An 18,441-nucleotide genomic window follows, 5' to 3' on the forward strand; every position below is an offset into this window, starting at 1 on the left:
GCGCTACACCGTCAGGTTGAAGTTCGGGTCGACGCCGTAGAGCGCCAACGAGGCCAGCAGCACCACGACCACGATCGCGACCAGCGACGCGCGCATCGACCGCCCCACGGCCTCGCCGACGCCGACCGGGCCGCCGCTGGCGTAGAAGCCGTAGTAACAGTGGTTGAGCATCACGATCACCGAGATGATGACGGCCTGGATGAACGACCAGAACACGTCGTCGGGGCGCAGGAACGTGCGGAAGTAGTGCTCGTAGGTACCGACGGACTGTCCGTAGAACACCGTCGTGGTCACCTGGGCCGACAGGAACGACATGATGATCGCCATCGCGTAGAGCGGGATGATGACGACGAAGCCGGCCATGATGCGCGTCGACACCAGGTACGAGATCGACTTGATGCCCATCACCTCGAGCGCGTCGATCTCCTCGCTGATGCGCATGGCGCCGAGTTCCGCGGTGGCGCCGGCGCCGACCGTCGCGGCCAGCGCCTGCCCGGCCACCACCGGCGCGGCGATGCGCACGTTGATCAGCGCGGCGAAGAATCCGGTGAACGCCTCCACCCCGATGTTGCCCAGCGACGCGAAGCCCTGGATCGCGACCAGCGACGAGCCCGACAACGTCACGAAGCCGACGATCGCGACGGTGCCACCGATCACCGCCATCGCGCCGGTGCCCATGCCGATCTCGGCGATCAGCCGCAACATCTCGCGGCGGTAGTAGCGCAGCGCATGCCCGATGGAGCCGATCGCGGTGATGACGAACACCGCGACGTGGCCCATCGAATCGAGGCCGCGGGCCGGGGCGCCGGCCAGTTTCTCGGCTGTGGCGACCCCGCGGGGGAAGCGGGAGCGCAGGACTGCGGCGGTGTTCGTCACGTCAGCTCCCCGTTCCGAATCGGACACCGATGGTGGTCAGCACGACGTTGACCGCGAAGAGCGCGATCACGCACAGCACCAGGGTCTCGTTGACCGCGGTGCCCACGCCCTTGGCGCCGCCGGCGACGGTCAGCCCGCGGTAGCAGCCCACCAGGCCGGCGATCAGGCCGAACGTGGCGGCTTTGATGATCGAGATGAGCACCTCGGGCAGGCCGGTGATCAGGGTCAGCGTCGAGACGTAGGCGCCGGCGGAGACGTTCTGCAGGTAGACGCCGAAGATGAAGCCGCCGACCAGGCCGACGGTGATCACCGCGCCGTTGAGCAGGATCGCGACGAACGTCGACGCGATCACGCGGGGCACCACGAGCCGGTGGATCGGGTCGATGCCGAGCACCTCGAGCGCGTCGATCTCCTCGCGGATCGTGCGGGCGCCCAGGTCGGCGCAGATCGCGGTCGAGCCGGCACCGGCCACCACGAGCACGGTCACCAGCGGTCCCAGCTGCGTGACCGCGCCGATGGCCGCGCCGGCGCCGGACACGTCGGCCGCGCCGAACTCGGCGAGCAGGATGTTCAGTGTGAAGATCAGCAGCACGGTCAGCGGGATCGACACCGCCAGCGTGGGCAGGAACGCCACCCGCATCAGGAACCAGCTCTGCAGGATGAACTCCCGCCACTGGAACGGCGGCCGCAGCGAGGCCTTTCCGACGAGCACGCACATGCGCACGAAGCCGCCGACGGCCTCCAACCCCGGTCTGACCTGATCGCGTACGTAACCGGTCAGGTTCGAACTGGTCGTCACCGAGCGGCTCCCGCGACGCACTGACAGCTGGCGTAGCGCACCGGCAGCATCTGTCGAACGCTCCCTTCCAGCCCCGTCCCCGATCTTGTGAGCGCAGTCTCCCTACCGGTCGGTAGTAAGACAGGTCTCAGGACTGTACACGATGGCGTGGGCACCGCGTACCGCATCCGGGGGATTGACCCCCCATCCGTAAGCAAATGGTTCTCCCCGCCGCTAATCCCGCTGGGCCGCAGCTGAAATCGTTGCCGGAGTAGAACTTTCGCCGGCGTCAACAGATTCGCCCGCGCCGAAGCGTGTTCTCAGCTCCGTCTTGAGCACCTTACCGGCAGGGTTGCGCGGAAGCGCATCGATGATCTCGAGGGCCTTCGGGTGCTTGTAGCGCGCCAGCCGCTCGTTGAGGAACCCTTCCAGATCGGCCAGCGTCAGGCTCGTCTGCGTGGTTGTTCCCAGCGAACTCCGCAGCACCGCCACAGCAACGGGAACCTCACCCCACTTCTCGTGCGAGCGACCGATCACGGCGACCTCGACGATGTCGGGGTGCGCGGCCAGCACGTTCTCGACTTCCGCGCAGTAGATGTTCTCGCCGCCGGAGATGATCATGTCCTTTTTACGGTCGACGACCCAGATGTAACCCTCATCGTCCTGACGGACCAGGTCACCGGAGTGGAACCAACCTCCGGCGAACGCCTCGGCGGTGGCCTTGGGGTTGTTCCAGTAGCCCGCCATCAGCGTCGGCGCCCGGTAGACGATCTCGCCGACCTGCCCGACGGGCACGTCGTTCATGTTCTCGTCGACGATCCGCGCGGACACCGTCGGGATCACCCGGCCGACCGACCCGAGTTTGCGCAGCGCATCGTCGCCCAGCAGCATGCAGGTCACCGGCGACATCTCGGTCTGGCCGAAGGCGGCGAGGATCTGCGCGCCCGGGAAGGTCTGGGCCATTTCCCGCAGCAGGGTGTCCGAGGCCGGCGCGGCGCCCCAGGACAGAAACCGGAGCTTGAGGTCGCGTGGCCTGGCCTTCTGCGCGGCGCACACCGCCTGCCACTGCGCAGGCACCAGGAAGATGCCGGTGACCTTCTCGGCCTCCAGCACGTCGAGCAGTTCGTTCGGGTCGAACGCGCCGACCGGGTAGAGCACGGTCGGCCTGCCGAGCAGCAGCCCGGAGACGATGCTGCCGACCCCCGCGATATGGAAGAACGGCACCCCGATGAAGCCGATGTCGTGGTTGATGTCGGCGCCGTTGGTGAACAGCAGCGTCATCACCTGCCCGGTCAGGTTGGTGTGCGTGAGCACCGCACCCTTGGGCCGTCCGGTGGTGCCGGAGGTGTACATGATCAGCGCGGGCGCGTCGTTCGGAAGGTCCACCACCGGGCACGGCGCGGTCTCGGCCAGCACGTCGTCGTAGTCGAGGATGTCGTCGCCGGTGCCGCCTCCCGCGCTGATCACCGTGGCCAGTGTCGGATCGAGGTCACGGACCGTGGTCGCGACACCGGCGAGCACGGCTTCGGTGACGACGGCCTTGGCTTCGCAGTCGGAGACCAGGAACGCGATCTCGGCCGGCGTCATCCGGAAGTTCACCGGCACGGCGATGGCGCCGAGCTTGTTGGTGGCCAGGACCGCCTCGATGAACTCGGTCCGGTTCAGCATCAGGATCAGCACCCGGTCGCCGAAACCGACGCCGCGCTGATGCAGTGCGCCGGCGAGGTTGCTGACCCGGCGGTCCAGCTCAGCCCACGTGGTGGTGTGGCCCAGAAACCGCAACGCCGGCTGATCGGGCTGCATCAGCGCATGCCGGGCGAGCTGATTGGTCCAGTTCTGCCGGCGTGCCAGGTATGGCTGCTCGGTCTCGGGGCCGGGCTGTCGGATCGGTTCGGTCAACGTCCTCTGCTCCATCGACGACTTGCGGACGGATGATATTTGATCAAACATGTTGTTGCCCCGGTCACACTAGGACCTCGGCGGCGACAGGACAACCTGTCCCGACAGCTGACCCGACGGGCCGGAAAGGCGACGACGCGATGAACGCTCCTGCCAGGACGCCCGGGGCTGGTGCGGTGCGGCGCGAGCAGCTCTCCGAACAGGTCGCCGCCCGGTTGCGCGCCGAGATCATGACCGGTGCGCTGCGTCCGGACACGTTCATCCGTCTCGACGAGACCGCGGCCCGCCTCGGGGTGAGCATCACCCCGGTGCGGGAGGCGCTGCGCACGCTGCGCGGCGAGGGCATGGTCGAGCTGGAGCCGCACCGGGGTCACCGGGTGGTGCCGCTGTCGCGCCGCGACATCGAGGACATCTTCTGGCTGCAGTCGACGATCGCGCAGGAACTCGCCGCGACCACCGCGCGCAGGATCACCGACGATCAGATCGACGAACTGGCCCGGCTGAACGACCGACTGGCCGCGGCGGTCGAATCGCGGGACGCCGACCGGGTGGCGGCGGCGGAGTTCGCGTTCCACCGCGCGTTCAACCGCGCCGGCGGCCGGATCAAGCTGGCGTGGTTTCTGCTGCACGCCGCCCGTTATCTGCCGCCGCAGCTGTTCGCCTTTGACGAGACGTGGGGGCCGGCGGCCGTCGCCAACCATGCGGAGCTCATCGAGGCCCTGCGCCGGCGGGATGTCCACACCGTCGTCGCCCTGACCCGCGGACAGTTCACCGACGGACTCGACCGGCTGATCGCATGGCTGGAACAGGTCGGCCTCTGGAGCTGACGCCGCGCGTTGTTCGGCGCGTCGGCTCCACCTGTTCCCTACGCTGTGCCCCCTGGACCTGCCGACCCCGTGGCCTCGTACGCCCCATCAGTCACACCTTTCCGCGAAACTCAGCACAAGTGCGAGTGGACCTCTGACAAAAGCGGAAACATGGGACAGGTGTGGCCGCGGGTGGCGCGGTCCAGGTGGGGCCAGGCAGGCTAGGACGCCGCGAGTTGTTCGGCGCGCGCCTTCAGGTTGCCAGCCAGGTAGTCGAGCGCGTCTGCGATCACCTTCTTGACCATCGCGGCGGGGACGGCCATCTTCACCTCGACGTCGAGGTCGACGGTCAGCAGCGAGGTCGGCCCCATGGCCACCACCGAGAACCGCTGTTCCTGCTTGGAGAAGTGGTCACCCTGCTGCAGCATCGTGTAGATCTGATTCTCGCCCGGGTAGTACACCGCGGTGATGAACGTGCCGGACTGGCCCTGCACCACCACGTCGAGGCGGAGCTGGCTCGGCCGCCCGTCGTTATAGCGGGCGAGCACCCAGCAGCCCTTGATCTCCTCGTTCCACTCCGGGTACTTCTCGAAGTCCGCGACGATCGCCATGATCGTCTCGGCCGCGGCCGCGACCTCGACTGTCTTACTCACCAACGGCATCGGCAGAGCATAGCGAGTTGGGCCGGCCCCTCAGCTCCGCCTTGAGGTCCCACGCGTTGCGCACCGCGTTGCCGCCGAGGTCGTTGTTGAAGTACACATACACGTCCCGGCCCTGGGCGTCCCACTCGATGATCCGCTCGGCCCACCAGCGAAGGTCGGCAGGGCTGTAGGAACCGCCGTACATGTCGTTGGGATCCGGGCCGTGCAGGCGCACGTAGACGAACCTCGCGGTGGCCTTGAGGATGCATGGCAGCCCGGCCCCGCTCATCACCACATAGGCCGCGTCGTGCTTCTCGAGCAGTTCGTACACCGCCGGGTCGTCCCACGAGGGGTGCCGGAACTCCACGGCCACCGGGATCTGGCCGGGCATCGCGGCAAGGAAGTGCTCCAGCCGGGCGTCGTCTCGCTCCAGCGCGGGATGCAACTGCACGAGCAGCGGCCCGGCGCGGTCACCGAGAGCTCGCCAGCCGCGCTCCAGCCGTTCGATCCACACCTCCGGTGACCGCAGCCGGCGCGCGTGGGTCAGTCCCCGCGCGGCCTTGACCGCCATCACGAAGCCCGGCGGCAGCTGATCGCGCCACCGCGTGAACTGCGCGTCCTGTGGCCAGCGGTAGAAGCTGCCGTTGAGTTCCACGGTGTCGAAGTGTGCGACGTACCGCTGGAGCCACCGCGTGGTCGGCAGCCCGGATTCGTAGAGCACATTGCGCCAGTGGTTGTAGGCCCAGCCTGACGTGCCGATGCGGACAGTCACCAGCCCCGGGTACCCGCGATGGCGCAGTTGCTAGCTCGGTTCTTCGCCGAGCCGCACCCGCGCCGCGTCGACGTCGACACCCAGCGGCGACGCCTGGCGGACTGTCTCGTCGCGGATCAGCCCACGCAGCAGCGCGGTGCTGAACTCCACCGCGATCTCCTGCGCGGTCCGGCGGCCGTGCGGGCGCAGCCAGCGGTAGGAACCCAGCGTCATCCCGATATAGCCCAGGGCCAGGACATGGGAGTCGCAGTCGTAGAACTCGCCGCTGGCGATACCGCGGTCGATCACGTCCCGGACGTGCTCGTAGACCTGCGCCTCCTTCTCCCGGATGTACTCCACCTGTTCCTCGGTGAACCACTCGCTGATGTAGGGGCCCTCTTGGAAGTAGACGGCGGCGCGCTCGACGTCGCTGGCGATACCGACCAGCAGCCGGCGGGTGAAGTGATAAATCGTCTCGCGGGCCGACGCACTCGGGTCGTCGTGCAGCGCATCCACCGTGAAGTCGGCGGCGCCCTTATAGATGTCGTACAGGATCAGCGACTTGCTGGCGTAGTAGTGGTAGACCGTCGCCTTGTTCAGACCGACGGCGTCGGCGACATCATCCATCCGGGTGCCGTGGTAGCCACGGGCCGCGAACAGCTTGGTGGCCACGGCCAGCAGTTCCTCGCGGCGGGACATCCCGTTGCTCGTGACGGATTCAGACATGGCGACTCACTATAGGCAGGCCGGACCGCCGCAGCGGTCTACTAACTGGTTGGTTCAGTTTAGGCCGAGGCTGTGTTCACACGGCCGCCCCGGGTCTAGACTCGAAACGCCGGGCCGCAGTGGCGTGGCCGAAGTGGCCGAAGTGATGGAGGTGGCGCGGTGGACCCGAATCCGGATTACGACGCGAGCGACGAGCTCGAATACGGCATCAACTGGTTCGCGTGGATCCTGCGCGGGGTGTATCCGCCACCGGCCTATCCCCCGGTCTGATCCACCTTCCGCGCCGACCGGCGCTCGTTGCGCCACGACCGCCCGAACTCCACGAGGTCGTGCGCCCGCTTGTTCACGACCTCCATCTCGGCCTTGCCGCGCTGCGTGGCCACCGATAATTTGCCGCGCAACTCATCGCGCCAGTCGCGCGGCGGGGTCGGCTCGCAGTCCGGCGGCCACTGGATCAACGGCTCTTCGCCGCTGACCGCCAACGGCGCGCCCGGCCGGCTGTCCTCGCGGTAGCACTCTCCGCACTTGCGGCAGCGCACCTCGTAGCGCACGACGTTGCGATCCGACTCGATGAAGACGTAATCCGCCACCGCGACGCATCGCGGACATCTGGCGAGTCCGCGTTCGACCACCCTGCTCACATCGACATCGTGCGTGGCCCAACACATCCGACGCACCTCTAATTCGATGTCGATGCGCGATCGGTGCCGTTTCGAGATATGCCACTCGGGATTCGCGGTTAAGCCGCGGCCGCCTTGACCGCCCGGCCCACCTCCGCGCGCAGTTCACCGTATTCGGGGGAGCGCCGCAGTTCGTCGGCGTCGACCCCGTTCCGCGGCAGGTCCACCGGAATGTCCAGAGCCACCCGGCCCGGCCTGCGCGTCAGCACGACGATCCGGGAACCGAGGAACGCCGCCTCGTCGGCGCTGTGGGTGACGAACACCGTCGTCCGCCCCGACTCGGCGCTGACCTGACGCACGTCCTCTTGCAACCGTTCCCGAGTCAGCGCGTCCAGCGCGGCGAACGGTTCGTCGAGCAGGAACAGCGGCGTCTCCGCGGCGAGAGCTCGCGCGATCGCGACGCGCTGCTGCTGCCCGCCGCTGATCTCCCAGATCTGCCGACCCGCGGTGCCGCCGAGGCCGACGCGCTCGAGAAGCTCCTCACGGCGCTCGGTCCGCTTGTCCCGCGGCACTTTTGCGTACTTGAGCGCCAGGTCGACGTTGCCGCCGACGGTGCGCCACGGGAACAGCCGGGGCTGCTGGAACACGACGCCCGCCGTCACTCCCGGCGTGGGCTGCGCACCGGCCACCCGCACCGACCCTTGACTGGGCGGCTCGAAGCCGGCCAGCAGTCGCAGCAGCGTGCTCTTCCCACAGCCGGAGGCGCCGACGAGCACCAGGAACGATCCCGGGTCGACGGTCAGGTCAACCGGCCCGAGCGCGGTGACCCCGTCCCGCCCGCTGCCGTAGCGATGCCAGACCGACGTGATCTGAATCGCGCTGTCACTGGTTGAGGACATCCGGCAGGCCCTTGGTGTAGATGGCTTCCTGGAACGTCTTCAGCGGTGCGGCGGCCGGGATCTGCTTCTGCTCGGCCAGGAACTGCGACGCGCTCTGGAGGTTGACCGCAATGTTGCCCGGGTTTCCCTCGGCCCCAAGCCATTCCGCGGAGGCAAGCTCGTCGGGGGTCACGAACACGCCCTGCTTGATCTGGCCGGCGGTTTCCTCGGGGGTCAGACCGATTTCCGCGGAGACCGCCTTTGCCGCGGCGTCGGGGTCGTTCTTGATCAGATCGAGCGCGCGGGCCTCGTGCCGGCGCCAGATGTCGACGACGTCAGGATGCGCCTGCGCGAACTCCTTGGACACCACGCCGAGGTCGAGCGTCGGCTTTCCGGCCTTGGCGAGCTGTCGGCTGGTGATCAGGTCCTTGCCGGTCGTGCGCAGCTCGTCCAGGGTCGGCAGCCACGTGTACGCGGCGTCGATGTCGCCGCGCTCCCACGCGGCGAGGATGGCCTGCGGTTGCAGGTCGATCAATTGAACATCGTTGGCGGACAGCCCGTTCTGGTCGAGTGCGGCCAACAGGCTGTAGTGCGCGGTGGACGCGAACGGGGTCCCGACGCGCTTGCCCCTCAGCTGGGCGATCGTGTCAATGCCGGAACCGTTGCGCGCCACCAGAGCTTCGTTGTCACCGGCCACGTCGAGGACGAACGCCACCTGGTACGGGATGTTCAGCGGTGCGGAAAGCCCCCGGGCCACCGGGCTGGACCCCAGCGCGCCGAAGTCCAGTTCGTCGGCGATGAACGCGGTGTTGACGTCGGCGCCGGAGTCGAACTTCGTCCACTTGATGTTGTAGTCCGGCAACGCCTCTTCGAGCCACCTGCTGTTCTTGACGATCAGGTCGCCGCTCGGGAACGTCTGGTAGCCGATCCGGATGGTGGGCTTGTCGGGGTCACTCGCGTCCTGCCCCTGACCGCCCACCGAGCAGCCCGCAAGCACCAGCACAGCCGAGACAAGCACCACCACAGCAGCTTTGAGTTTCATTTTCGGTTAGACCTTTCCTCTCCAGGGAACAGCGCGCCGCTCGACGGCGCGCAGCAGACCGTCGATCACCAGACCGGAGAACCCGATGGCGAAGATCCCGACCAGCACCACGGGGGTGTTGTTGTAATTGCTTGCGTCTTTGACCAATCCGCCGACTCCGGGGATGCCGTTGAACAGTTCGGCGGCCACCACCGACGAGTAGGCCATGCCGACGGCCAGCCGGATTCCAGTGAAGGTCTCGGGCAGCGCTGACGGGACGACGACGTCGCGGATGACCTGGCGCCGGGACGCCCCCAAGGCCCTTGCGGCTTCCTGTAATCCGACGGGGGCCGCAACGACGGCGGCCGTGGTCGCGACGGCGGCGGGCGGCAGCGCGGCGAGCGCGAGCAGCGTGATCTTCGGCGCCTCGTCGATGCCGAGCCAGATCACGAGCAGGAAGAAGTAGGCCAGTGGCGGCAGCGCCCGCAGGAAGGTCAACCACGGCTCCAGCACGCTGCGGACCCAGCTGACGGAGCCCATGACCAGACCCAGCAGCACACCGAGCACGACGCCGATGACGACGCCGGCGAGCACGCGGCGCAACGTCATGTACAGGTGCTCCCACAGCAGGTAGCCGGCGTAGCCGCGGACTCCGTCATGCGTCGTCGACACGTCGATGAACGCCTTCCACACCGTCGCCGGGTACGGCACGAAGGTCTGGCTCCAGATCTCGCTGGCCGCGGCGAGTTGCCACAGCACACCGAACACCGCGACGGACAGCAGCGGCAGCACCGCGCGGGTGAGGCGACCGCGCCGGCGGCTCCCGCCCGGGCGGGCGTCGGTACCCGGGGCCGGGGCGACGGCGTCCTCGGGTGCTAGATCGACGAAAACGGACACCGGCAGACATTGACGGATGCGTCACGATCGGGGAATGGCTGCGCTCACGACGAGTGAAATTCTGGCGCCCCCGCCGACGGGGGTGCAGGCCGCGGTGCGGGCTCTCCTACACTGACAGCTTTATCCGTCCAACGAAGGACGGTGCCGGAGTGCGCACCAGCGTTCCGTCCACACACCCGGACAAAGCTTAGATCGGATCGATATCGATGATCATCGGGATACCGAGAGAGTCACTGCTCGGAGAGACGCGTGTCGCCGCGACCCCGCAGACGGTGGGGCAACTCATCAAGCTCGGCTACGAGGTGGTCGTGGAGTCCGGCGCGGGTGCTGCGGCGAGCTTCTCCGATGACGCGTACGCCGAGGCCGGGGCGGGAATCGTCGAGTCGACGTATCAGGTGCTGTCGTCTGACGTCGTGCTGAAGGTCAACGCGCCGACCCCGGCCGAGATCGCCGGGCTGCGCGACGGCGCGACGCTGATCAGCCTGATCTCCCCGGCGCTGAAGCCCGAGCTGCTCGAACAGCTGGCCACCCGGCCGGTCACCGTGCTGGCCATGGACGCGGTGCCGCGCATCTCGCGGGCCCAGTCGCTGGACGTGCTGTCCTCGATGGCCAACATCGCCGGGTACCGCGCCGTGGTCGAGGCCGCCCACCGGTTCGGCCGGTTCTTCACCGGTCAGGTGACCGCGGCGGGCAAGGTGCCGCCGGCCAAGGTGCTCGTCGTCGGCGCCGGCGTGGCAGGTCTGGCCGCGATCGGGGCCGCGGGCAGCCTCGGCGCGATCGTGCGGGCCACCGACCCGCGTCCGGAGGTGGCCGACCAGGTCGCCTCGCTGGGCGGGGAGTACCTGGCCGTGGACCCGGCGGCGGCCGAGGTGTCGGCCACCGGCTACGCCAAGGAGATGGGCGAGGACTACAAGGCCCGCGAGGCGGCGCTGTACGCCGAGCAGTCCAAGGACGTCGACATCATCATCACCACCGCGCTGATCCCGGGTAGGCCGGCGCCGCGCATCATCACCGCCGAGATGGTCGCGTCGATGAAGCCTGGCAGCGTGATCGTCGACATGGCTGCGGCCAACGGCGGCAATGTGGAGGGCACCGTCAAGGATCAGGCGATCGTGACCGACAACGGCGTGACCATCATCGGCTACACCGACCTCGCCGGGCGGCTGCCGGCCCAGGCGTCCCAGCTCTACGGCACCAACCTGGTGAACCTGCTCAAGCTGCTGACCCCGAACAAGGACGGCCGGCTCGACCTGGACTTCGACGACGTGGTCCAGCGTTCGGTGACGGTGGTGCGCGACGGCGCCATCACCTGGCCGCCGCCCCCGGTGCAGGTCTCGGCCGCGCCCGCGGCCGCCATCCCCGCCGCCCCGGTTGAACAGAAACCGGCCAAGAAGCCGATGACGGCCGGACGCCGGCTGGGGCTGACGTTCGCCGTCGCGGCGGCGGTGTTCGCGCTCATCGCACTGTCCCCGGCGGCGCTGCAGGTGCACCTGACGGTGTTCGCGCTGGCGATCGTGATCGGTTACTACGTGATCGGCAACGTCCACCACGCCCTGCACACCCCGCTGATGTCGGTGACCAACGCGATCTCCGGGATCATCGTCGTCGGCGCGCTGTTGCAGATCGGGCACGACCTGGACTCCGGTGGCGCGCTGATCACCGGGTTGGCCTTCGTCGCGATCCTGCTGGCCAGCATCAACATCTTCGGCGGCTTCGCGGTGACACGCCGCATGCTGGCGATGTTCTCGAGGAGCTAGAACCATGTTCACCCTGGAAACCGCCGCCACCGCCGCGTACGTCGTCGCGGCCCTGCTGTTCATCCTGGCCCTGGCCGGGCTGTCCAAGCACGAGACCGCCCGGGCGGGAATCACTTTCGGCATCGTCGGGATGACCGTGGCGCTGATCGCGACCATCGCCCTGGCGATCGCCCGCCATATCGAGCCGCTCGGCCTGGGCCTGCTGGTCGTCGCGATGGCCATCGGCGCCGCGATCGGGCTGTGGCGGGCCAAGCTCGTGGAAATGACCGGCATGCCCGAATTGATCGCCCTGCTGCACAGTTTCGTCGGTCTGGCCGCCGTGGTGGTCGGCTGGAACGGTTATCTGCACGTGGAGGCCGACCCGGGCGGCGCCGAAGCCGCGCAACTGGCAGGCGAAGGCATGCTGGGCATCCACTCCGGTGAGGTCGTCATCGGTGTGTTCATCGGCGCGGTGACGTTCACCGGATCCATCGTGGCCAACCTGAAGCTGTCCGCGCGGATGAAATCCGCGCCGATGATGCTGCCCGGCAAGAACCTGCTCAACGTCGGCGCGCTGGTGGTGTTCTTCGCGCTCACCGTGTGGTTCGTCATCGACCCGCAGCTGTGGCTGCTGATCGTGGTGACCGTGCTGGCGCTGCTGCTGGGCTGGCATCTGGTGGCCTCGATCGGCGGCGGCGACATGCCGGTCGTGGTGTCGATGCTCAACAGCTACTCGGGGTGGGCCGCGGCCGCGGCCGGCTTCCTGCTCGGCAACGACCTGCTGATCGTCACCGGTGCGCTGGTCGGCTCCTCGGGTGCCTACCTGTCCTACATCATGTGCAAGGCGATGAACCGCTCGTTCATCTCGGTGATCGCAGGCGGTTTCGGCATCGAGGCAGGGCCGGCCGAGGACAAGGATTACGGAGAGCACCGCGAGATCACCGCCGAGGGTGCGGCCGAACTGCTCGCCTCGGCCGACTCGGTGATCATCACCCCCGGCTACGGCATGGCCGTCGCCCAAGCCCAGTACGGTGTCGCCGAGCTGACCCGCAAACTGCGCGATCGCGGCGTCAACGTCCGGTTCGGCATCCATCCCGTCGCCGGCCGGCTGCCCGGTCACATGAACGTGCTGCTGGCCGAGGCCAAGGTGCCCTACGACATCGTGCTGGAGATGGACGAGATCAACGACGACTTCGACGGCACCTCCGTGGTGCTCGTCATCGGCGCCAACGACACCGTCAACCCGGCCGCCTCGGAGGACCCGGGCAGCCCCATCGCCGGCATGCCGGTGCTGACGGTCTGGAACGCCGACAACGTCATCGTGTTCAAGCGGTCGATGGCGTCGGGCTACGCCGGCGTGCAGAACCCGCTGTTCTTCCGCGAGAACACCCAGATGCTGTTCGGCGATGCCAAGGACCGCGTCGACGCCATCAACGCGGCGTTGTCGGTCACCGAACGGGTCTAGCGCTCCGGCGGCGAGGTCGCCGTCACCTCGGTGCCCGTCCCGGGATTCGAGGTGACGCGCATCGCCCCGCCCATCGCGTCGAACCGGGCCAGCAGCGAGCCCAGCCCGATATGGCCCTGCGCCAACGACTTCCCGACTGTGTCGGGGTCGAACCCGCGGCCGTCGTCGGCGACGGTGAGCACGACGCGGTCGCCGCGCCGGCACAGGCCGACGCGCACCGTGGTGGCGCCGGCGTGCTTGCCGACGTTGGTCAGGAGTTCGCGGGCAGCCCGGTACATCAGGGCCTGTGACTGCGGTGTGCCGACCTCCTCGAGCACGGCGAGTACCTCGATGTCGTGACGGGACTGGAACTGCCGCAACAGCTCTCGCACACCCGCGGTCAGTCCCAGCTGCGCCAGCACCTGCGGGTGCAGTTCGGTCACCGTCGACCGCAGGCCGGTCGCGGTCTGCTGCAGGGCTTCGTACACGGTGTCCAGCGCCGGGTCGGGATGGCGTTCCCTGGCCTCGTCAAGCTCCAACCGTGCCGCGAGCAGTGTCTGCAGCGGTCCGTCGTGCAGGTGCTCGGCCACCTCGCGGCTGTGCCGCTCGTCCGACTCCATCGCCTCCGAGACCAGCTGGACACGCATCTGCTGCAACGCTTTCAGCCGCACCGCCCGCCGGGCCAGCACGAAGCTCAGCGCCGTCGTCGCCACCGCCATCCACACCATGAACCCGAAATGGGTGTAGACCATGTTCGGCAACCCGACGGTGTCGTCGCGCTTGGAGTAGAAGATCCACACCGTCAGATAGCCGAGCGCGGTGATCGCGCCGATGACCGCGCTCAGGGCCGGCCGGTCCTGGAACGCGACCGAGATGGGCAGCAGAAAGAACACCGGCAGCAGCGCGGCCGTCGCGCCGCCCGAGACCAGGCACAGCGCGATGATGACGAGCAGATCCACCGCGGTGGACGCCCAATCGGCCCAGCGGGGCACCGGTCCCCGCGACACGGCGACCAGCCAGGCGACCGCGACGGCCGCGTAGCCGCCGAGGATCACCGCGTACAGCTGCGGGAGCCAGTGGTCCACCTCCCAGATCCACACCAGCACCCCGATCAGCGCGATCAGCGGCAGCCGCAGCACCGCCGACACACGCACCGGCTCGCTGGTCAGGTAGTCCCGCCAGGAGCTCCACAGGCCGGTCATGGTCAGTCCAGCAGCTTGCGCCGCATGGCCTCGGCGACAGCCGCCGCCCGATCGCTGACGCCGAGCTTCTCGTAGAGACGCTGCACATGCGTCTTGACCGTCGACGGGGCCAGGAAGAGCTCCTTGGCCATGGCCGGGATGCTGCTGCCCGCGGCGATCAGCGCCAGCACCTCACGTTCCCGCGGGCTCAGCACCGGCCCGTCGGGCTCCGCGCGCCGGCGGATCTCCCCGGCGAGCCCGGCCGTGAGCGCGGGAGCGACGACGTCGCGGCCCTCGGCGCAGTCCAGCACCGCATTGACCAGTTCGCTGCGCGTGGACTCCTTGGGCAGGAACCCGGCGGCCCCGTCCTGCAGAGCCCGGTAGACGATGGCCGACTCGTCGTGCGCCGAGAGCAGCAGCACACGCGTGACCAGCCGGTCACGCACCACGGCCGCGGCCACCTCGGCGCCGTCCATGCCGGGCATCCGGTAGTCCAGCAGCGCGACCTCGGGCCGGTGCTCGCGGATCGCGGCCAGCGCGGTGGTCCCGTCGTCGGCCTCGGCGACCACGTCGATCGACCCGCTCGACTGCAGCGCCCGCACCACCCCGTCGCGGAACATCGGGTGGTCGTCACCGACCACCACGCGCACCCTCTGCCCGGTCATCGCCCCACCATGCGCACAGCTTCGCACAGCAAAGGTCCGCCGATGCGGCGTTCCTCGTCGGTGTGATCCCGTTGCGCGATGCGCTCGGCGATGTCGACGAGCTTGGTGTTCGATTACCGGGACATCCTGCGCAGCACGTCGAAGGCCCTCTTCCGGATAGGCGGGCTACGTAACCAGGCTTTCCGCGACCATTCCGCTATGCTGGCCCAAGCCGGGGGGCGAAGCCACCGCCCCGTAGTACACCGCGAGTTGCGGGGTAGCAGCATGCAGACAGCGACTTCACACCAGGCTCTTCACTTCGAAGGTCACACGCTCGAGGCCACCGAAGACTTTCTGGTACGTGCGTACACGAAGATGTCCATCACTGCCGGAGAGGGTGAGCGGGCCGCGGCCCGCATCGACCGGCGCTGGCTCGGACCGGTCAACTACGACGAGCTTCGGCTCGACTTCCACATGTCCTACGACGCCGCCCCGCTGGGCAAGATCTGCCTGTGCCGGGTGCACGAAGGCTGTATCGAGGAAGACTTCATCGGGGAACCGCAGGACGTCTTCGCGCCGGGTGACGTCACGCTGCTCTCCCCGCCTGAGCTCCCGTATTCGGGCCGGGTCTGCGAAGCGACCTACGACCTGACGATGTTCGACACCACGCTGCTGGACCGGGTCGCCGCGCCGGAGCGCGGCCGGGCCGCCGCCCCCCTGCGCCTCCTCGACCACCGCCCGGTCTCGGCGCAGGCGGAGCAACAGCTCAACGCCGCCATCGAGTTCGTGCGCACCGTAGTGCATTCCGACGGTCCGGAACCGACGCGCCTCGTGGCGTCGACCACCGCGTCCATGCTCGCGGCCACAGTGCTCGCGGCGTTCCCGACTAACGCCGCCACCGAGCCCACGTCAGCTGACCGCAACGAAGCCAAACCGCCGCTGGTGCGGCGGGCGGCGTCGTACATCGAGAGCAACGCCGACAGCGACATCGCGCTGGCCGACATCGCCGAGAGCATCCACGTGACGCCGCGGGCGTTGCAGTACATGTTTCGCCGGCACCTGGACATGACCCCGATGGAGTATGTGCGGAGGGTGCGCATGGATCACGCGCACCGCGAGCTCGTCAAAGCCGACCCGGGTGACACCACGGTCCAGATCGTCGCGGCGCGTTGGGGATTCGCGCACACCGGGCGCTTCGCATCGATGTACCGGGAAGCCTACGGGCGCAACCCGTCCGACACGCTGCGCGCGTGACGGCTAGCCGGCGGTCAGGCCGCGGGTGGCCGGACCCTCCAGCAGCGCGCCGTCGGGGGCGAACCGCGATCCGTGCAGCGGGCACTCCCAGGCGCAGTCCGAGTCGTTCCATCGCACGATGCCGCCCAGGTGCGGGCAGACGGGCAAGACCGTGCGCTGCACGCCGTCGACCACGCTGATCGCCCGTCGGCGCCACGGCGGCCCGGTGACCACCCCCTCGCCTTCGGCCGGCCTCATGTCATGGCCGCCCAGCGGGTGGACCCAGCCGTTGGCCAGGTGCAATCCGACCTTGAGGTTCAGTTGCACCGCCGTCGAGATGCCGCGCAGCTCGTGGGCCCGCCAGCTCGCGAATGCCTGTGCCCAGTCCATCCGGCCGCCGAGGATCCGCGCCGACAGCGCGAGTGCCGCCGCGACCCCGTTGGTCATCCCCCATTTGTCGAAACCCGTTGCCACCAGCACACTGTCGTGTCCGGGCAGGATCGGCCCGACGAAGGGGATCTCGTCGTCGGGGTGATAGTCCTGCGCCGACCAGTAGTGCGTCTGCACCGCACCGGGGTAATGCAGCGCGGCCCAGTGCGCCAGCTCCTCGACCGCCTTCTTCGGGCTGTCGGCGCGACCCACCGTGTGTCCGGCGCCGCCGACGATCAGCTTGTCGCCGGACGGCCGCGGCGCGTACCGCACCGAGCGGGTCGGACTGTCCACCGCGATGTACATCGCCGTGGTGATGTCACCCGGCACGTCGAACGCCAGGCAGTAGGAGCGCTCCGGCTCGACGCGCGCGAAGAACATGCCGCGGTCCAGAATCGGTATTCCGGTCGCGAGCACACAGTGCCCGGCGGCGACGACGAACTGCTGATCGCGCGAGTCCTGTTCGATCTCGCTGAGCCGCAATCGAACTCGCACCGGACCGGTACCGGCGACGGAGGTGACACGCACGCCCTGCAGCAGGGTGCCGCCGTGTCTCTCCAGTTCGGTGACCAAGCTGCCCAGGTAAGGAATCGGGTCGATCTGCGCCTGCTCGCGAACCCGCACCCCGCCGCGGAACGGAAACGGCACGTCGGCCTCGTCGACCCACTGCGCGTCGACACCGGCCTCCCGGCACGCGGCGAGAATGTCACGGGCGGTACCGATCCCAGATTCGGCCTGCGCGTAGGCGTGATCGTCCTGGCGCTGGTAGGCCAGCCCGTGGTCGTCGTGGTAGCGGACCAGCCAGTCCCGGCCCTCGGCGTTGCCGGTGACGTAGGCGTTCAGCACATCGGCGCCGTGCTTGGACCCGATCCTGGCCAGTTTGCTGCCCTGCAGCACGCTGACCTTGCCGGTGGTGTTGCCCGTCGCGCACGCCCCGACGCGGCGCGCCTCGACCACCACCACCTTCTTGCCGGCCCTCGCGAGCAGCACGGCGGTGGTCAGGCCGGTGATCCCGGCGCCGACGACCACTACGTCGGCGGCGCGCACCCGCGCCACTTCATCCGGGCTGGAAGGGCTTTCGATCCGGTCTTCGGTCCACAGCGAGGACATGGCGCGCGGTTTACCCGGTCCGCCCCTGCTCAAACGCCGCGTGTTTGTCCGTCACCATCGCCGCAGGCACGCGTTTCATCGGCCCGGGAGCGGGCAGACAGGACGCATGGCTCTCTCAGACCTGACCACACTGCCGCTCAAAGCGGGGGCGGCGCTGCGTGACAAGCGCGTGTTCCATCCCACCGGGGTGCTCTGCGGCGGCACCGTGACCCGTCTGGCGCCCGCCGGCGAAGGCCTGCCGCTGGTCTCCGGTGACGTGATCGGGCGCGTCTCCAAGGGTGCCGGGACGCCCGGGGCGCTGCCGGACTTCGCGGGCCTGGCCTGGCGGATGCTCGCCGATGCGGACGGCCCGTGGGACGTGCTCACGGTGTCGTCGGCGGCCCGGGTCGCGCTGCGGCCCGTCGCGTCGTGGCCTGCGGCGCCGTACTCGACGCTGATGCCGCTCGGCTACCGCGGCGGCGTGTTCTGGTTGCGCGCTCAGCTGCGCACGCCGCCCGACGGCGACGGCCTGTCTCTGTCCGCGATCAGCGACCGTGTCCGCACCGGCACCATCGAGTTCGACGTCGAACAGGCGCATGGCACAGGACCTTTCGCCAATCTGGCGAGGCTGACGTTCGACCGCGAGCTGCGGGTCGGCGATCCGGGATGCGATCAGCCCTTCGATCCGACGGTCCGCAGCGGCACCGAGATCAGCCTGCTGCCGCGCTGGCTCACCTCGCTGCGCCGCGCCGCGTACCGCAACAGCCGACAGGGGCGCGGGGCCGAATGACG

At 68.7% G+C, this 18,441-nt stretch carries 18 protein-coding genes and 1 pseudogene; 6 read left to right on the forward strand and 13 right to left on the reverse strand.

The window, feature by feature from the left end; all coding sequences use genetic code 11:
* Positions 1 to 3: 3 nt before the first annotated feature.
* The 3 genes from ACTWP6_RS13585 to fadD5 all read right to left on the reverse strand — a co-directional run bounded on the left by ACTWP6_RS13585 (position 4) and on the right by fadD5 (position 3,568).
* The gene (locus tag ACTWP6_RS13585; protein WP_260756268.1) at positions 4 to 876 is read right to left on the reverse strand and encodes an MlaE family ABC transporter permease; all 873 of its coding nucleotides are present in this window, start codon (positions 874 to 876) and stop codon (positions 4 to 6) included.
* A 1-nt stretch (position 877) separates the two neighbouring features.
* A complete protein-coding gene (locus tag ACTWP6_RS13590; protein WP_260756267.1) occupies positions 878 to 1,675 on the reverse strand; it encodes an MlaE family ABC transporter permease in 798 nt (265 codons plus the stop codon).
* Positions 1,676 to 1,888: 213 nt separating this feature from the next.
* Positions 1,889 to 3,568 (reverse strand): fatty-acid--CoA ligase FadD5, encoded by a 1,680-nt coding sequence (gene fadD5 / locus ACTWP6_RS13595; RefSeq protein WP_443187968.1) that lies wholly within the window; start codon positions 3,566 to 3,568, stop codon positions 1,889 to 1,891.
* A gap of 125 nt (positions 3,569 to 3,693) precedes the next feature.
* Between fadD5 and ACTWP6_RS13600 the strand changes: the two genes are divergently transcribed.
* Positions 3,694 to 4,380, forward strand: a complete 687-nt coding sequence (locus ACTWP6_RS13600) for a GntR family transcriptional regulator (RefSeq protein ID WP_443187969.1) — start codon at positions 3,694 to 3,696, stop codon at positions 4,378 to 4,380.
* A 200-nt stretch (positions 4,381 to 4,580) separates the two neighbouring features.
* On the opposite strand, the gene ACTWP6_RS13605 is transcribed toward ACTWP6_RS13600, so the two are convergent.
* Genes ACTWP6_RS13605 through ACTWP6_RS13615 form a run of 3 tightly spaced genes read right to left on the reverse strand, consistent with a single transcriptional unit; the run spans position 4,581 to position 6,477 of the window.
* Positions 4,581 to 5,021, reverse strand: a complete 441-nt coding sequence (locus ACTWP6_RS13605) for an SRPBCC family protein (RefSeq protein WP_260756264.1) — start codon at positions 5,019 to 5,021, stop codon at positions 4,581 to 4,583.
* A complete protein-coding gene (locus ACTWP6_RS13610) occupies positions 5,005 to 5,772 on the reverse strand; it encodes a DUF72 domain-containing protein (RefSeq protein WP_443187970.1) in 768 nt (255 codons plus the stop codon). The genes ACTWP6_RS13605 and ACTWP6_RS13610 overlap by 17 nt, the downstream gene beginning before the upstream one ends.
* 30 nt (positions 5,773 to 5,802) lie before the next feature.
* A complete protein-coding gene (locus ACTWP6_RS13615) occupies positions 5,803 to 6,477 on the reverse strand; it encodes a TetR/AcrR family transcriptional regulator (protein ID WP_443187971.1) in 675 nt (224 codons plus the stop codon).
* Between the two features lie 159 nt (positions 6,478 to 6,636).
* Between ACTWP6_RS13615 and ACTWP6_RS13620 the strand changes: the two are divergent.
* Positions 6,637 to 6,747, forward strand: a pseudogene (locus tag ACTWP6_RS13620) (CAP domain-containing protein); the annotation flags it as partial.
* Here ACTWP6_RS13620 and ACTWP6_RS13625 read toward each other — a convergent pair.
* From ACTWP6_RS13625 to ACTWP6_RS13640, 4 genes are all read right to left on the reverse strand, one after another.
* Complete coding sequence (locus ACTWP6_RS13625; RefSeq protein WP_260756260.1) at positions 6,732 to 7,118, reverse strand: hypothetical protein; 387 nt, start codon at positions 7,116 to 7,118, stop codon at positions 6,732 to 6,734. The pseudogene ACTWP6_RS13620 and the gene ACTWP6_RS13625 sit on opposite strands and share 16 nt — an antisense overlap.
* A gap of 98 nt (positions 7,119 to 7,216) precedes the next feature.
* Entirely contained in the window at positions 7,217 to 7,996 is a 780-nt protein-coding gene (locus tag ACTWP6_RS13630) for an ABC transporter ATP-binding protein (RefSeq protein ID WP_443187972.1), read from the reverse strand.
* A complete protein-coding gene (locus ACTWP6_RS13635) occupies positions 7,980 to 9,017 on the reverse strand; it encodes a taurine ABC transporter substrate-binding protein (RefSeq protein ID WP_443187973.1) in 1,038 nt (345 codons plus the stop codon). The genes ACTWP6_RS13630 and ACTWP6_RS13635 overlap by 17 nt, the downstream gene beginning before the upstream one ends.
* Before the next feature lie 6 nt (positions 9,018 to 9,023).
* A complete protein-coding gene (locus ACTWP6_RS13640) occupies positions 9,024 to 9,893 on the reverse strand; it encodes an ABC transporter permease (protein WP_443187974.1) in 870 nt (289 codons plus the stop codon).
* A gap of 206 nt (positions 9,894 to 10,099) precedes the next feature.
* Here ACTWP6_RS13640 and ACTWP6_RS13645 point away from each other — a divergent pair, with 206 nt between their 5' ends.
* Both ACTWP6_RS13645 and pntB read left to right on the forward strand, forming a co-directional pair.
* On the forward strand, positions 10,100 to 11,650 hold the full coding sequence (locus ACTWP6_RS13645; protein WP_260756256.1) for a Re/Si-specific NAD(P)(+) transhydrogenase subunit alpha: 1,551 nt from the start codon (positions 10,100 to 10,102) through the stop codon (positions 11,648 to 11,650).
* 4 nt (positions 11,651 to 11,654) lie between these two features.
* Positions 11,655 to 13,094 (forward strand): Re/Si-specific NAD(P)(+) transhydrogenase subunit beta, encoded by a 1,440-nt coding sequence (gene pntB / locus ACTWP6_RS13650; RefSeq protein WP_260756255.1) that lies wholly within the window; start codon positions 11,655 to 11,657, stop codon positions 13,092 to 13,094.
* Here the strand turns inward: pntB and ACTWP6_RS13655 are convergent.
* Positions 13,091 to 14,275, reverse strand: a complete 1,185-nt coding sequence (locus ACTWP6_RS13655) for a sensor histidine kinase (RefSeq protein WP_260756254.1) — start codon at positions 14,273 to 14,275, stop codon at positions 13,091 to 13,093. The genes pntB and ACTWP6_RS13655 overlap by 4 nt on opposite strands.
* Before the next feature lie 2 nt (positions 14,276 to 14,277).
* Positions 14,278 to 14,919, reverse strand: coding sequence for a response regulator (locus ACTWP6_RS13660; protein ID WP_260756253.1), 642 nt, complete (start codon positions 14,917 to 14,919; stop codon positions 14,278 to 14,280).
* A 264-nt stretch (positions 14,920 to 15,183) separates the two neighbouring features.
* Between ACTWP6_RS13660 and ACTWP6_RS13665 the strand changes: the two genes are divergently transcribed.
* Positions 15,184 to 16,152, forward strand: a complete 969-nt coding sequence (locus tag ACTWP6_RS13665) for a helix-turn-helix transcriptional regulator (protein WP_260756252.1) — start codon at positions 15,184 to 15,186, stop codon at positions 16,150 to 16,152.
* Positions 16,153 to 16,155: 3 nt separating this feature from the next.
* Here the strand turns inward: ACTWP6_RS13665 and ACTWP6_RS13670 are convergent, their stop codons facing one another.
* Complete coding sequence (locus ACTWP6_RS13670) at positions 16,156 to 17,670, reverse strand: FAD-dependent oxidoreductase (protein WP_260756251.1); 1,515 nt, start codon at positions 17,668 to 17,670, stop codon at positions 16,156 to 16,158.
* A gap of 106 nt (positions 17,671 to 17,776) precedes the next feature.
* Between ACTWP6_RS13670 and ACTWP6_RS13675 the strand changes: the two genes are divergently transcribed.
* Positions 17,777 to 18,439 (forward strand): phosphodiesterase, encoded by a 663-nt coding sequence (locus ACTWP6_RS13675; protein WP_443187975.1) that lies wholly within the window; start codon positions 17,777 to 17,779, stop codon positions 18,437 to 18,439.
* Positions 18,440 to 18,441: the final 2 nt, after the last annotated feature.

Origin of the sequence: Mycobacterium sp. 4D054, assembly GCF_052245755.1 — a bacterium.
Classification (GTDB): Bacteria; Actinomycetota; Actinomycetes; order Mycobacteriales; family Mycobacteriaceae; genus Mycobacterium.